General features: G+C 43.1%; 12 protein-coding genes and 1 tRNA gene. 8 read left to right on the top strand and 5 right to left on the bottom strand.

Going from position 1 to position 13,044, the window contains the following annotated elements; translation table 11 throughout:
• The first annotated feature begins 2 nt into the window (after nucleotides 1–2).
• From DF182_RS04845 to DF182_RS04830, 4 genes are all read left to right on the top strand, one after another.
• Entirely contained in the window at nucleotides 3–1,310 is a 1,308-nt protein-coding gene (locus DF182_RS04845; protein WP_113614535.1) for a purple acid phosphatase family protein, read from the top strand.
• Nucleotides 1,307–2,929 carry an alkaline phosphatase PafA gene (pafA, locus tag DF182_RS04840; RefSeq protein ID WP_113614534.1) on the top strand — a complete coding sequence of 541 codons (1,623 nt, stop codon included), beginning with the start codon at nucleotides 1,307–1,309 and terminating at the stop codon, nucleotides 2,927–2,929. The genes DF182_RS04845 and pafA overlap by 4 nt, the downstream gene beginning before the upstream one ends.
• Nucleotides 2,930–3,090: 161 nt before the next feature.
• Nucleotides 3,091–3,402 carry a hypothetical protein gene (locus tag DF182_RS04835; protein WP_113614533.1) on the top strand — a complete coding sequence of 104 codons (312 nt, stop codon included), beginning with the start codon at nucleotides 3,091–3,093 and terminating at the stop codon, nucleotides 3,400–3,402.
• A 247-nt stretch (nucleotides 3,403–3,649) separates the two neighbouring features.
• Nucleotides 3,650–3,862 (top strand): heavy-metal-associated domain-containing protein, encoded by a 213-nt coding sequence (locus DF182_RS04830; RefSeq protein WP_113614532.1) that lies wholly within the window; start codon nucleotides 3,650–3,652, stop codon nucleotides 3,860–3,862.
• A 135-nt stretch (nucleotides 3,863–3,997) separates the two neighbouring features.
• Here the strand turns inward: DF182_RS04830 and DF182_RS04825 are convergent, their stop codons facing one another.
• Nucleotides 3,998–5,332, bottom strand: a complete 1,335-nt coding sequence (locus DF182_RS04825) for an amidohydrolase family protein (RefSeq protein ID WP_113614531.1) — start codon at nucleotides 5,330–5,332, stop codon at nucleotides 3,998–4,000.
• 196 nt (nucleotides 5,333–5,528) lie between these two features.
• On the opposite strand from DF182_RS04825, the gene DF182_RS04820 reads away from it, so the two are divergent.
• From DF182_RS04820 to DF182_RS04805, 4 genes are all read left to right on the top strand, one after another.
• A complete protein-coding gene (locus tag DF182_RS04820; protein WP_245957373.1) occupies nucleotides 5,529–6,749 on the top strand; it encodes an amidohydrolase in 1,221 nt (406 codons plus the stop codon).
• 110 nt (nucleotides 6,750–6,859) lie between these two features.
• Nucleotides 6,860–7,348 carry a DUF4822 domain-containing protein gene (locus DF182_RS04815; RefSeq protein ID WP_113614530.1) on the top strand — a complete coding sequence of 163 codons (489 nt, stop codon included), beginning with the start codon at nucleotides 6,860–6,862 and terminating at the stop codon, nucleotides 7,346–7,348.
• 115 nt (nucleotides 7,349–7,463) lie between these two features.
• Nucleotides 7,464–8,321 carry an AraC family transcriptional regulator gene (locus DF182_RS04810; RefSeq protein WP_113614529.1) on the top strand — a complete coding sequence of 286 codons (858 nt, stop codon included), beginning with the start codon at nucleotides 7,464–7,466 and terminating at the stop codon, nucleotides 8,319–8,321.
• A 160-nt stretch (nucleotides 8,322–8,481) separates the two neighbouring features.
• Complete coding sequence (locus DF182_RS04805; protein ID WP_113614528.1) at nucleotides 8,482–8,895, top strand: hypothetical protein; 414 nt, start codon at nucleotides 8,482–8,484, stop codon at nucleotides 8,893–8,895.
• 108 nt (nucleotides 8,896–9,003) lie between these two features.
• Here DF182_RS04805 and DF182_RS04800 read toward each other — a convergent pair whose 3' ends face one another.
• The 4 genes from DF182_RS04800 to DF182_RS04785 all read right to left on the bottom strand — a co-directional run bounded on the left by DF182_RS04800 (nucleotide 9,004) and on the right by DF182_RS04785 (nucleotide 13,006).
• The gene (locus DF182_RS04800) at nucleotides 9,004–10,467 is read right to left on the bottom strand and encodes a serine hydrolase domain-containing protein (protein WP_113614527.1); all 1,464 of its coding nucleotides are present in this window, start codon (nucleotides 10,465–10,467) and stop codon (nucleotides 9,004–9,006) included.
• A gap of 300 nt (nucleotides 10,468–10,767) precedes the next feature.
• Nucleotides 10,768–11,325, bottom strand: coding sequence for a coiled-coil domain-containing protein (locus DF182_RS04795; protein WP_113614526.1), 558 nt, complete (start codon nucleotides 11,323–11,325; stop codon nucleotides 10,768–10,770).
• Between the two features lie 666 nt (nucleotides 11,326–11,991).
• Nucleotides 11,992–12,075 (bottom strand) — tRNA-Leu (locus tag DF182_RS04790).
• A gap of 118 nt (nucleotides 12,076–12,193) precedes the next feature.
• Entirely contained in the window at nucleotides 12,194–13,006 is an 813-nt protein-coding gene (locus DF182_RS04785; protein WP_113614525.1) for a 2,3,4,5-tetrahydropyridine-2,6-dicarboxylate N-succinyltransferase, read from the bottom strand.
• Nucleotides 13,007–13,044: the final 38 nt, after the last annotated feature.

The following is a 13,044-nucleotide window of genomic DNA, read 5'->3' as shown; positions in this document are numbered from 1 at the left end:
ATATGGAAAAGAAAGTATTAGGTAGAAGAAATTTTCTCGGCAGGTTGATGAAAGCTGGTGCATTACTGCCATTGGCGGGAACGCCCGGTCTGGCTGCGGTTGCAGGTACTGCCGCTGTAGCGCTGAATCCTGGTTATACAGCCTCCGCAGTCCCTGACCGGATCATCCTGAATATTACCAAAGACCCGGCTACTTCAGCAGCCATTACCTGGCGAACCAACACTACTGCTGCAGCATATGTTGAATATACAAAAGCAGATGCCCATCCGGAGTTTGCTGCCAGGGCTGCCAGGATATCCGCTAAAACGGAAGCATTGAAATATGATACACTACAGGTCTGTTATCATAGCATAACGCTTACTGGTCTTCAGCCAGACACGCTTTACACCTATCGTGTAGGTAATGAAGAGGGTTGGAGTGAATGGCTGCAGTTTCGCACAGCAGCGGCTGCGGGCAAACTCTCTTTTATTTACCTCGGCGATGCACAGGTAGGTATCAGACCATTCTGGAGCCGGGTGATCAGAAAAGCCTATGCGCAGTTGCCGGAAGCACAGCTGATCATTCATGCCGGCGACCTCGTCAACCGCGCCAACAACGACGATGAGTGGGGCCAGTGGTTCGAGGCGGCTGGCTATATTCATGGAAGCGTTCCATCGCTGGTAACACCGGGCAATCATGAATACACCCATGAAGATGGTTTGCCTCATCTGTCTGTTCACTGGAAAAAGCAGTTTACCCTCCCCGAAAACGGTACCGGCCTCGATGAATTGGAAGGCTCCGTGTTTTATTCGGATATACAGGGTGTACGCTTTATCAGTCTTAACACGATGATGATGGAGGAAGCTACTTCAGAATCCCTGCTGCATACGCAGCAGCAGTGGCTGGAAAACACACTGTCTGCTAATCCCAATAAATGGACGGTTGTAACAATGCATCATCCGGTTTTCTCCACCAAAAAGGGCAGAAGCAATGAAAAAGTAAAGACCTGGTTTAAACCACTTTTCGATAAATATAAGGTCGATATTGTATTGCAGGGGCATGATCATGCCTATGGCAGAGGCATGCAGCAGATTGCGCCTTACGGTACCGCCTATGTGGTTTCTGTGAGTGGATCGAAGATGTATGAATATGAAAAAATGGAGTGGGCTGATATTGTAACCGGTCATCTGCAGATGTATCACCTCGTGACCATCGATAACAACCGGCTCGACTTCAGATCCTACCTGGCTACCGGTGAATTATTCGACGCCTTTATCCTGGAGAAACGTACCGGCAAGACCAATAAATTCAAGGAAAACAAACCTTCATGAAAACCCGTCAAATACTGTTGCTGGCAATCCTGATTGCCAGCAACACTTTATATGCGCAGCAGCTGGACCGACCCAAATTAGTAGTAGGCATCATGATAGATCAGATGCGATGGGATTACCTGTACCGTTATCATAGCCGTTATGGTAGCACAGGGTTTAAACGCCTGCTCCGGGAGGGTTTTAGCTGTGAACAAACGATGATCAATTATGTTCCTTCCGTTACCGCCTGTGGGCACGCCGCTGTGTATACCGGCACGGGGCCTGCTGTGAATGGCATCGTCGGAAATGATTGGTACGACCGCAAGACAGGTAAGTCAGTATACTGTGTGTATGATAGTGTTGTTAATACTATTGGTGGCGATAGGAAGCAGCCAGGTGGTATGTCGCCCCGCAATCTGCAGAGTACCACTATTGGTGATGAACTACGTATGGGCACCGGTTTCCAAAGCAGGGTAGTGGGCATCGCACTGAAAGACAGGGCTGCCATATTGCCCGCCGGCCACGGCGCCAACGCAGCCTTCTGGTACGATGATGCTACCGGTAATTTTATTAGCAGCACCTGGTACATGGACAGCCTGCCGTCCTGGGCGAGTACTTTTAACAAAGAACAACGCGCCGCAAAATATATACAGCTGCCCTGGAAAACTTTATATCCGGCTGCTTCCTATACCGCCAGCACAGCGGATGATAAGCACTATGAAGTACCTATCCCCGGGGAAGACAAAGCGGTGTTCGTCCATCAGTTTAACAAAGGAAAAGACTATGACCTGTTGAAATATTCCCCCTGGGGAAATACCCTCACATTGGATTTTGCGAAGGCCGCTATTGTAGGTTATGACCTGGGGAGAAATGCAACAGATATGCTGGCCCTCAGCTTCTCCACACCGGACATTGCCGGCCATAGCTTTGGCCCGGACGCCATTGAAATGGAAGATATGTACCTGCGGCTGGACAAGGAGCTGGGAGCATTTCTCAGCTGGCTGGACCAGCGATATGGCAACAACTATCTCGTATTTCTCACCGCAGACCATGGCGCTATCAATTCACCCGGATTCCTGCAGGACAACCATCTGCCAGGTATGGCAGAAAAGATGGGCAGGGCAGCCTCTCTAAATGAAGAGATCAGCAGACATTGGGGTATTCCTGAGGCCATTCTCTCTGATGCCGGGTCGCAGTTGTATCTGGATACGGCGGCTATCAGCAAGGCTGGGGTTCCCCTGGGAAGCTTACAACAGTTCATCAAAGCCCGGTTGAAAGCATTTTCCGGTATAGGCGATGCAGTTAGTATGGATGAAATCCACAACTGCTACCTTCCTGCACCGTTCAATGCCATGTACATAAACGGCTGGCATGCCAAACGCAGTGGAGATATGATAGTGGTGCCCGCTCCGGGTGTAAAGAATGGCAGTATTATGGGCACCACGCATGGCACTATGTACCCCTATGATACCCATATTCCTTTGATATGGTTTGGATGGCAGATAAAGCATGGCAGCAGTTATCGTAACATTAGTATTACCGATATCGCACCTACACTCTGCGCATTATTGCATATACAGATGCCCAGCGGAGCTACAGGTCAGGTGATAGAAGAGGTGATGCCAGGTCAGAAAAAATGATAGGTTCGGATCTCTTACTAGAGATATACTCGTTGTCTCTAGTAAGAATCCGACATTTTTTTTGAAATAGCGTCAATACATGACAAGTAACCATATCTTTTGCCGAAAAAATAGATGCCAATTATTTAAATTGGAATATTCGTTAACCAAATTTCACAATTATGAAAAACGTATTTATCGGTGCTTCGGCATTGGTGCTAGCCATTGCCGCCAACCTTTCTATTGCCGCTAATGGTCACAAAAGTGCCACCCCTGCTAAAAAAGCCAAACGTTTTGATTGTGCTTCCTGCTCCGGAGAAGGTAAGAAGTGTATCGACAATGTATGCGAATTAGGTTTTAAAGTTTACACGGCGTCTAACGTAGTAGGAACCAATCCTATTCGCTATAGATGTATCTATCACTATGAATGGACTGATGGGTCTGTAAGTGGGAATTATAGCCAAACAAGCAATTTTGCATGCCCCCTCTTTTAGGGCGTTGTTATTACATCCAATTTCTGAAATCAAAGTATTTCGTTGACTTATTTCTTAAATAGGTTGTATAACATAAACAACTAAACGAACCAAGACTAAAAAGGCTACTCAAAATTATTTGAGTAGCCTTTTTAGTTTAATAAGCAATAATTATATAAAAGGTACAAACAATTGTATAACACATAGAACATGTGCCCATAGTACCTTTACATCATCAAACAAACAATAACATTTAAAGAAATAAATCATGGAAACAGTACAGTTTAAAACCAATATCAAATGTTCAGGTTGCATTGCTGCCGTTACACCTGCATTAAATGAAGTAGCAGGACAGGATAACTGGGAAGTGGATTTACAGAGTCCCGACAAAGTATTAACCGTTTCTACAGATAAGGTAGTAAAAGAAGAGATACGACAGGCTATAGAAAAGGCTGGCTATAAAGCGGAAGCATTGGTATAAAGAACGAAGGCCATACGATGAATAATCGTATGGCCTTTTTATTTTAATTTGTGTTTGTTAGTCTCAGTATTTGTTTCGATCCTTAGAGAGGTATTCAGCCATTCATTCTTTGGACCAATGATCTCCCAATCCCTTTTAATACACAATTTGTCCTTTATTAATCAGAGATCTTACCGGTGAAATTCTGGATACTGCCTCTGCAGAACAGCTGGCATCTATCAGTACCACATCAGCTGCATCGCCGGCTTTGGGCCATTGCTGGTTTCCTTTGTCATCAAGCGGAAGTACATTTCCGGTAGCCAGCTTCAGGCTTCTTGATAGCAGGAACTCGGTGGAGTAGCCGTATAGCTGGGCCATTGTATTGGCTTTTTCTAATACGCTTCCTGATCCGAACGTGTTCCAATGGTCGATGATACTGTCGTTTCCGGTCATCACATTAACATTGTGCTTGTAGAGTGTAGGTATAGGCATAATAAGTCCTCCAAATGGAATGGTGGAAACAATACCTATGCCTGCAGCACCTAATTGCTCAGCAATCTGTTCCTGTTTCACTTTATCGATCTTTCCCAGTACAAAGCAGTGGCTTAAGAATGTTTTGTTTTTCAGAGCAGGATTTTCGTTTACTTTTTTAATCAGATATTCTACTGTTTTTAATCCGGATTCTCCCGATTCATGCAGATGGATATCGATTCCTTTTTGGTTGTCCAGCGCCAGTTGTACGGTGAAATCTATTGTTTTTTCAATGGCCCCATCAATGGAATAGGGATCTACTCCGCCAATGAAGTCGATGTTCATTTTTGCTGCTTCCTTGAGATAAGGAACTGAATCAGTGTAGAATACACCATGCTGAGGGAATGCTACCAGCTCTGCACCAAAGGTGTTCTTTTTGTTTTCCAATGCTTTGAAAAGATTATTGAGCGATTGCAGTTTTGATGTAGGTTCAATATTGACATGGCTTCTGGCGAAGTTGGTACCTTTGGACTGCAATAACTCAATCAGCTTTTCTGCACGGTACGTGGAGGTTTTCAGCATCTCCGGAAGAATTTTCTGTTCCAGGGCAATCATACCTTTTACACCACCCTGACCTCTTCTGGTTGCCTGCCATGGGCCACCATAGAATGTTTTATCGAGGTGGATGTGCATATCCCTGAAGGCAGGGAGCATCAGCCAGCCTTTTGCATCGATGGCATTGGTGGCGTTCGGTTTATTGGCGGAAATGCTTTGGATTTTTCCGTCTTTGATTGCTACGCAAAACAACTCGGTCTTTGTGTGGACTACCTCTCCTTCTTCATAAACAAATCCTGTTTCAAGTCGCACGTTTTTCAACAGGTAGCTTTTCCCGCCATTGTTGGCTGCATCGTCGGCGAATGCTGCTGCAGAGCCCAGTAGGCCGGAGGCAAAGGCCATTCCCGCCAGTCCCAATCCGGACATTCTTATAAATTCCTTGCGGGATATTTCCGTTTTCTTCATAGTCCCAATCATTTTTTACAAAATTAATCTTCATAACCTCCTGTTCTGTGAAGGATTCATGATATGCCTTGAAAGATTTATCAATAATCTGCAGGTAATTATAAATCTTTCAAGTATCCGTATAGATAGCACAAAGTTCCGGAGATATTTACCGCTTACTTTGCTGTAGTAATCCGGTAATAAAAAAATGGAACCAATGGATAAAATAGCAAACGACAGTCGCTATACATTTAAGAATGTATTGCTGGAAACGGGTTTTGAATATGATGGTGAAGAAGTCGTAAAGACGAAGACCGCACTTTTTTGTGTTGAAATAGATGGAGGTAAGATTAAAGCTATCACACCCAATGATCCGAATAAGGATGCAATTGATGCGAAAGGTTGGCTGATGCTTCCTGCATTTAAGGATATGCATGCCCATTTGGATAAGATGCTCTATGGCCTGCCGTGGCAGGCTGTTTCGGCGAAAAGGAAAACGGTGAAGGATCAGATTGCCTATGAGCAGAAAATGATTCCCGAATGGCTGAAAACTTCTGTGGAACGGACAGAAAAAATGATTGATTTTCTGCAGTCAAATGGTACACACTATATCCGTTCTCATTTTAATATCGACCCTACCTCCGGTTTTGATTCATTAAAACACCTGGAAACAGCGCTGAAAAAAAAGGAAAAAACAGTAGGAGTGGAGCTGGTGGCTTTCCCCCAGCATGGTGTATTTTACGCCAACACAGCCCCTCTGCTGAAAGAAGTGGTAAAAATGAACATCGATTTCATTGGTGGGGTAGATCCCTATTCCATTGATGGAAGTATAGAAAAACCGATGGACCTGATCACGCAACTGGCCATCGATAACAATAAGGGGATTGATATCCATCTGCATGAAGTAGGGGAAACCGGCGTGAAGACAATCGAATACCTGATTAACAAGGCAAATGAAAACCCTGCACTTCGTGGCAAAACCTTTGTAAGCCACGCTTTCACACTGGGCCATCTTTCTGCTTTGGAAACGGAGCGCATGGCTGCACGCCTGGCTGAAGCAGGTGTGGGTATTGTTTCCTCTGTGCCTTTCGGTGATACCATTATGCCAATACCATTGCTGAGAAAACATGGTGTGGAAGTACTGGTGGGTAACGATAATATCCAGGATCACTGGAATACTTTCGGACCCGGCCACATGCTTCAAAAAACGAAACTCATCGCGGGCCTGTATGGCTATAGTTCTGAATGGGCGCTTTCAAGAACACTGGGCTTTGCTACCAGGTATGTACTTCCGTTGGATGATAAAGGAAACCAGCAATGGCCTAAGGCTGGCAATGACGCAGATCTGGTATTCCTGGAAGCATCCTGCTCTGCTGAAGTAGTGGTAAGGGTTTCACCGGTTAAATCGCTGGTGCATAAAGGAAATATTGTATTCTGATAAAAGTACGTTTATCTGCCCCGTTATAAATTTTTCAAGCTTTGGGATGAAAAACGCAAAGGTTGGTTATATGGGGCAGATACCTTTGTAGTGCTTAAAAATTTCATTATATGAAGAATCTGAAAAAAGTAACCACAGTTCTTTTGTTGGCGGTATGTAGCGCCTTTTTCTTTAGCTGTAGCAAAGACAAAGATAAAGATCCTGAACCGAAACAACTCACACCAAGTGAAACGCTTGCCAGCACCCCTTGGGAAACTACAAACGCAAAAAATAACAAAGGTGAAAACGTTGTTTTGACCGATGCAAACGTATCTAACTTTGTGGGCTTCGCTTATTTCAAAGCAGACGGTACATTCACCATGTACAACCTGGACAATTCACCAAAAATGCACGGCGACTGGACAGTTTCCGCTGATGGAAAAACCCGTACAGTCGTTGCTAAAAACGATGCCGGTGCAGTGCTGTTCACCCGTGTAGTTGATATTACCGTTTTGACTAAACAGGAGTTTACCTACCGTATTTACCCTAACGCCAACGATAAAACGGTATACTTCGATATTATCCATACACCAACAACCCACGCTGAACCTAAAAAGTAGCGGGATTATCTTATTATTCAAATGGATTGGCCTTGAGTGTTTTCAGAGCCAATCCATTTTTTTTGCCATAAATTTTCATATTTTAGAAGTTGAACTCCCAACTTAATTTGCTGATATGAAGATTTATGATGATACAGGCTATATTCCTGTTTTAGGGCTCCAGGAATTCAGGAAAGGCCAGCTGGCTGGCAGGGAGGAATTCCTCTTCAACGAACTGCATGGTGAGCGGCATATCGACAAGCCCCATAAGCATGACTTTTTTATCATCAATCTGTTCGAATCAGCAAAAGGGGTTCATAATATCGACTTCCACGACTATCCAATCGGGAATAAACAAATCCATGTATTGTTTCCCGGACAGGTACATACCTGGAGTATCAAGCCTGATACAACAGGTTATCAGCTGATGATACAGCAGAATTTTTTCGAGCGCTTCGCATCATTCTTCCGTTTTTCGTTTTCGAATTATATGAATCATCCGGTGATTCCGCTGACTAACGATAATTTTAAATTGCTGAAGTATGAATTTGATGCGATCAGAGATGAACTTAATTCGCCAAACTCAGTACAGGAGATTATCAGCGCTAGGGCTGCTGTTATTGCAGCGATTGTAAGTAAGGAAGCAGAGAGTCTTTTTACTGATTTGAAAGTGTTCCAGTCTAATCCGAGGCTAGCGAAATTCAATATGCTGATTGATAAATTTTACAAACAGGAAAAGCTGGTTGGATTCTATGCTTCAAAGCTGCACATCTCTGCAAACTATTTGAATATTCTTTGTAAAAGCCATCTTCATGTATCAGCAACCAAGTTGATACAACAGCGTGTACTGCTGGAAGCAAAGCGGCTGCTTCAAACAACAGATCTCTCTATAAAAGAAATTGCATTTGAACTAGGCTTTGTTGATCATGCGTATTTTTCCAATTTCTTTAAAGCCCAGGCTGGCATTACGCCAACGCAATTCAGGGAAGGGTAGTGCCGGAGATGTCATCATTCATACAGCAGAATTTTTAATACTCGCTGGATTTTCCCCAGGGTAATGTCAGGATTGTTTCATAATAAAATAACGTTGTATTCCGGAAAAAACAGCTATCTTAAATACATATTTGAAAACCTGAATTTTACAATTTTAACCCATGAGAAAAACAGTTGTTTTAAGTTTCCTGTCAGCTTTATTTTTTGTACAAAGCAATGCCGCTTCCGCTAAGGAAAAAACAGTAAATCCATCTTCCATTGCAGATGAATCTGCCAACAAGATCTCTACAACATTTAATGCCCGGATAACCCTGGTGGATGTTCACGGAGCGCCTGTTACAGGTGGTACCGGTCTGCGCGGCTACTGGGCGCAGAATGTGGTAACCGGTGAGTATTTTTATCCGGGTGGACAGGAAGATGAAGACAAGTTTGAAAACCTCCCTGCCGGTACCTACACCTTTGGTGCATACAACGGTTACTGGGACGGTGCTGTTTCCAAAACAGTAACACTTGGCAGCGGAAATGTAGGCCCCGATGGCTACATTGTGGTAGCATTAACCTATTGGGTAGAGTAGACTACCTGTATTAGCAAATAAAAAGACCGGTCACAGACCGGTCTTTTTATTTTGTATGTTAGAAAATATCTGGATACCTGTAGTAAGCTGGCGGCATCAGTTGAGGAGCTACATTTTCTTTGCACGTATAATTTGGTTGATGTCCTTTGAAGCTTCCGTCAGCCTGATTTCCATAGCGTCATTTTCTTTAAAAATGATGGAAAACTTATAGTTCTCAATCCTGCATAGCCTGTTGTAATCAATAAAGAGGGTGTCATTTGCCCATTTCCCTTTAGTGGCCATAGGTAGTCCGAAAGTATGTTCCTTAGAGATTTTATATTGATTATTCATTCCGATCGGATTGTCTTCTACAGAACTGTCTGCAAAACGAACTGTCATATAATAGCCGGTTTTTCTCTTCTCAAAACGCATGCTCCGCAAACCCATCTCATTATTGTCGAGCAAAAAAGTCTTGTTTAATCCATTTTGGGGGAAAGCCTCCGGTGTTGTGGTTGATGTATCAGGTAAGGAAATATTTTTAGTTGTCTTTTGCAACAATGCATAGTTGTTTTCATTTTTATCATATTTCTCAATAGCCTGCAAAACAATGTCGTCTAGCTTTCCGCTGTCATATCCGCCGCCTCCGTCTGTGGCTATCACCATGTTTCTGGTTTTAAAAATAAATAAGCGTTGCCCGCCTCTGCCTATCGCCTGCACTAGGTCAGGGCTTTCACTATCCAGCCACCAGCCATACCCGTAAAACTCTGTCTTTTGGATCTTGTGCAACGGCTGTATTTTGTTAAGCCACTGCTTTGAAATAATCTGTTTGCCGTTCCATTCCCCTCCATTCAAAATAAGACAGCCAATTTTTGCAAAGTCGTAAATGGAAATGTGCAGATCGCCCCAGCCGTGATTAACTCCTTTGTAATTGGTAAGCCAGTAAGATGCTCCAAAATCCAGTGGTTTAAAAAGATATTTTTGGGCAAATCCATGACAGCTCATTTTGGTAGCCCTTTGCAGAATTTCTGCGAGCAAATAAAAATTACCACTGCAATAAGAGAATTGCGCATCAGGATTATTTGCAAATCGCAATGTCAACATAAATTTAACCCAGTCTGTGGTTTTTCTCATTTCGCCTAACTCCCTTTCCCCGTCATCCCAGCTGCATTGAAAACCAGAAGACATATTGAGTAGATCCTTTATTCTTACGGATTTCAGCGTGTCATTGTTGATTTTGTATTCTGGAAAAAAATTTACAATCGGTTCATTTTCGCTGCTGATAAATTTCTTATCTATTGCTATACCGATCAACAATGATGTAATACTTTTAGTGACCGACGCGAGATCATGCGCGTAGGTGCTTTTGAATGGGTAGAAAGAAGCGTCAAGAACAAGATGATTGTTTTTGATGACTAAGAGACTGTGAATATTGGTGCCGTCATGCTTAATCTGCTTTATGGCATTTGCAAGCAATAATGAACTCATTCCCTGCTCTTCGGGAGACGAAGTTTTCCATGTGTTTTGAGATTGAGCTAAAACTGCAGAAACGTGCAGCAAGAATAAGGATATCCACAAACAATTTTTGCATAACATGTTGGCTGTATTTGGTGGTCAGTAAATAACATTTTTTCAAAAATAGAAAAATACTGCTAATCCCCAACTGAATGGCGGATCAATTGTTTTTTACTTACTTGCCCTCAGGTACTTAATCTCTTTTTCTCACCCCACACCTTGTTTGGCAAAATAAAAAAAGGCTAGCAAGTTAAACTTACAAGCCTTTGGTACTCGCTGGTGGAATATTATCGAACCTGTTCTTGACGAGACCGACTAAAACAACAAAAAACGTTCACATTTTAGCGAACGTTTTTATGGTAGTGATTTTAATGCCTGGTATTAGTTAGAACTTGCATCCTTGATGAGCTGCTGCTTATCTTTGTTCAGGTCTTTTTTATCCTGTTGCAGGTCTTTACGTTCGTGTTTCAGTTGTTGTCTGTCTTTACCCAGGTCGCGTTTATCGCTGTTGATGTCTTTGCGGTCTTTCTTCAGGTCTTTGAAGTCGGCATTACGATCAGCCCTGTCTTTGTTGATATCTTTCCTTTCTGCATTAATGTCTTTTTGCTCTTTCCATGCATCTTTATAGTCGCCTTTTTTCACGTCAGCATTCTGTTCAGTGCGTTCCTGTCTGATCTCTGCTTTATCGTGGGCGATGTCTTTGTTGTCTTTGTTCAGGTCTGTCCTGTCTTTAGTAGCATCTTTGCGGTCTTTGTTCAGATCAGCCTTATCTTTTGCGATGTCTTTTTTCTCACCACGGATTTCTTTAACATCTTTATGGATATCATGACGATCATGTTTGATATCATGTGCATCGTGCATTAAGCGGTGAGCATTCTGTGCTTGTGCAGTAGCACCAATTCCTAAAGTGGCAGTAGCTAAAATCAAAAGTGCTTTCATGTTGCTTATGGTTTAGTAGTAAAACAGATTACATGAAAAAGTAGACTGAGCTATAAAATAAAAGTTTAATGCATGTGGGAAAAAATTCATCCCGTGTAAGTACCTTTTCGCAGGTAGGAACTGTGTCCAATTGCTTTTCATTTGAATAAAGAAGAATGGGGTTCAATCAAAATAGAGAGAGATTTTTTGGCAGCGCAACAGCGCACGTGTATTGGTTAACTAAACAAGCTTCCAATATCTTTAATTGCTCCCTGAGAATAAAATGTTTAGATAAAAATAACTGTTCGGTTCACAGAAGATACTTCGGCTGAGCTAAAGTCAACAATGAGTTGCTTTCAAAAAATAGATATTTTTTTGAAAGCAGAAGCTATGGTAATGACGGTGTAAAAAGGTAGCCATAAAGATGGTGTCACTCAAAAATGGAGAGCAATAATTTCCTGTAGGTTATCTGAATGAAAAAGAAACAACAATAGACAAACTTGTTCTTGTAGTAGATGAGAAGGAGTGCCGTTGGTGAGATGGGCATTGAGGAAGTGGGAGAGGTGTGTGTGATCAGAATGATTTGATTATTGAACCTGACTCAATACCGGAACTAATTACCAACCAATGAAAAAATGGGAAGTACATAAAAAAAGAAAGGCCGGATTTTCATCCGACCTTTTCTAGTGCCCAGAACTGGATTCGAACCAGCACACCCTTGCGAGCGCTGCGACCTGAACACAGTGCGTCTACCAATTTCGCCATCTGGGCTGCTCTCCCTCTTAAAAGGGATTGCAAAGGTAGGCTTTTTTGAATATCAGCCAAATTTATTTTTGAAGAACAGCAATAAAACAGAAGAAACCCGCTGTTTTATTGCTGTTACGTATGATTATACCGCTACGTTAAACTCACGCAGGGTGTCATTCAGACTTGTTTTCAGGTCGGTAGATGCTTTACGCTGACCAATGATCAGTGCGCAGGACACCTGGTATTCGCCGGCAGGGAATTTTTTGGTGTAGGTACCTGGGATCACCACGCTGCGGGCTGGTACACGGCCTTTGTATTCAATAGGCTCGCTACCGCTCACATCAATGATTTTGGTAGACTGTGTCAGCACTACGTTAGCACCCAGTACAGCTTCTTTCTCTACGTGTACACCTTCTACTACGATGCAGCGGGAGCCCACAAAACAGCCGTCTTCGATGATCACAGGGCTGGCCTGCAGTGGTTCCAGTACGCCGCCGATACCCACGCCACCGCTCAGGTGCACGTTTTTACCGATCTGTGCGCAGGAGCCTACCGTTGCCCAGGTGTCTACCATCGTACCTTCGTCTACATAAGCACCGATGTTAACATATGAAGGCATCAGAATACAACCTTTGGCAATAAAAGCACCATAACGGGCAATCGCATGCGGAACAACACGTACACCCAAATCTTTATAGTTGGTCTTCAGCTTCATCTTATCATAAAACTCGAAAGGAGGAAGCGTCATCGTTTCCATCGGTTGAATGGTGAAATACATCAGGATAGCCTGTTTTACCCACTCATTCACTACCCAGCCATTTTCTGTGGGCATAGCCACTCTCAGTTTCCCTTTATCTACTGCTTCAATCACTGCTTTAACAGCATCAGCGTACTGCGTTTCCTGTAAAAGGCTGCGATCAGCCCAGGCAGCCAGTATTTGTTGTTGTAAATCCATTTGCGCTTTTTTTGCAAAAGTAATATCTAATAAATGAA

Source organism: Chitinophaga flava, assembly GCF_003308995.1.
Lineage (GTDB): Bacteria > Bacteroidota > Bacteroidia > Chitinophagales > Chitinophagaceae > Chitinophaga > Chitinophaga flava.
Note: the sequence above shows the minus strand (reverse complement) of the source record. Positions and strands in the feature narration are given on the sequence as shown.

Bases quoted from the DNA above. Each gene is read 5' to 3' on its own strand.
- DF182_RS04815 (WP_113614530.1), top strand. From the start codon at position 6,860: ATGAAGAATCTGAAAAAAGTAACCACAGTTCTTTTGTTGGCGGTATGT.
- DF182_RS04845 (WP_113614535.1), top strand. From the start codon at position 3: ATGGAAAAGAAAGTATTAGGTAGAAGAAATTTTCTCGGCAGGTTGATG.
- DF182_RS04830 (WP_113614532.1), top strand. From the start codon at position 3,650: ATGGAAACAGTACAGTTTAAAACCAATATCAAATGTTCAGGTTGCATT.
- DF182_RS04785 (WP_113614525.1), bottom strand. From the start codon at position 13,006: ATGGATTTACAACAACAAATACTGGCTGCCTGGGCTGATCGCAGCCTT.
- DF182_RS04835 (WP_113614533.1), top strand. From the start codon at position 3,091: ATGAAAAACGTATTTATCGGTGCTTCGGCATTGGTGCTAGCCATTGCC.
- DF182_RS04820 (WP_245957373.1), top strand. From the start codon at position 5,529: ATGGATAAAATAGCAAACGACAGTCGCTATACATTTAAGAATGTATTG.
- DF182_RS04825 (WP_113614531.1), bottom strand. From the start codon at position 5,332: ATGAAGAAAACGGAAATATCCCGCAAGGAATTTATAAGAATGTCCGGA.
- DF182_RS04800 (WP_113614527.1), bottom strand. From the start codon at position 10,467: ATGTTATGCAAAAATTGTTTGTGGATATCCTTATTCTTGCTGCACGTT.
- pafA (WP_113614534.1), top strand. From the start codon at position 1,307: ATGAAAACCCGTCAAATACTGTTGCTGGCAATCCTGATTGCCAGCAAC.
- DF182_RS04805 (WP_113614528.1), top strand. From the start codon at position 8,482: ATGAGAAAAACAGTTGTTTTAAGTTTCCTGTCAGCTTTATTTTTTGTA.
- DF182_RS04810 (WP_113614529.1), top strand. From the start codon at position 7,464: ATGAAGATTTATGATGATACAGGCTATATTCCTGTTTTAGGGCTCCAG.
- DF182_RS04795 (WP_113614526.1), bottom strand. From the start codon at position 11,325: ATGAAAGCACTTTTGATTTTAGCTACTGCCACTTTAGGAATTGGTGCT.